Genomic DNA, 385 nt, shown 5'->3' on the forward strand with positions numbered 1-385 from the left:
CTATAGAAATCATCGTTTAAATACAAACTTCTTTATTCCCACGAAATTGGTACATGTTGTTAGCCCTATAGCCAGTATATTAGCTATTTTTGGATCAATTCCAACTATAACAACCACAACTTTCAGAAACAACAAACTCAATATTAAAGACACTATATAAACAGCATAGTATTTTATAATCCCTGTATACTTTTTTTCTTGTTTAGCTTTGAAGGTCCATTTCCTATTGAAGCCATAACCAGCATATACACCTGAAATAAAACCTGCGGCAGAAGCTATAAGGTAGTTCACATTTAAAAATTCAAGTAAGATGTAGAATACACCATAATTTATAATTGTAGACCAAATTCCAACAGCAATAAATTTGTAGAATTCCACACTAGTT

General features: G+C 30.9%; 1 protein-coding gene. It reads right to left on the reverse strand.

The genetic code is table 11. The annotated features are described in order from the left end of the window. Positions 1–9: 9 nt before the first annotated feature. On the reverse strand, positions 10–385 hold a 376-nt coding region (locus S1OALGB6SA_RS08080), incomplete at its 5' end, for a GtrA family protein (protein WP_148084055.1).

The organism is Olavius algarvensis spirochete endosymbiont (genome assembly GCA_900608495.1).
Taxonomy (GTDB): Bacteria; Spirochaetota; Spirochaetia; order DSM-2461; family DSM-2461; genus UBA2779.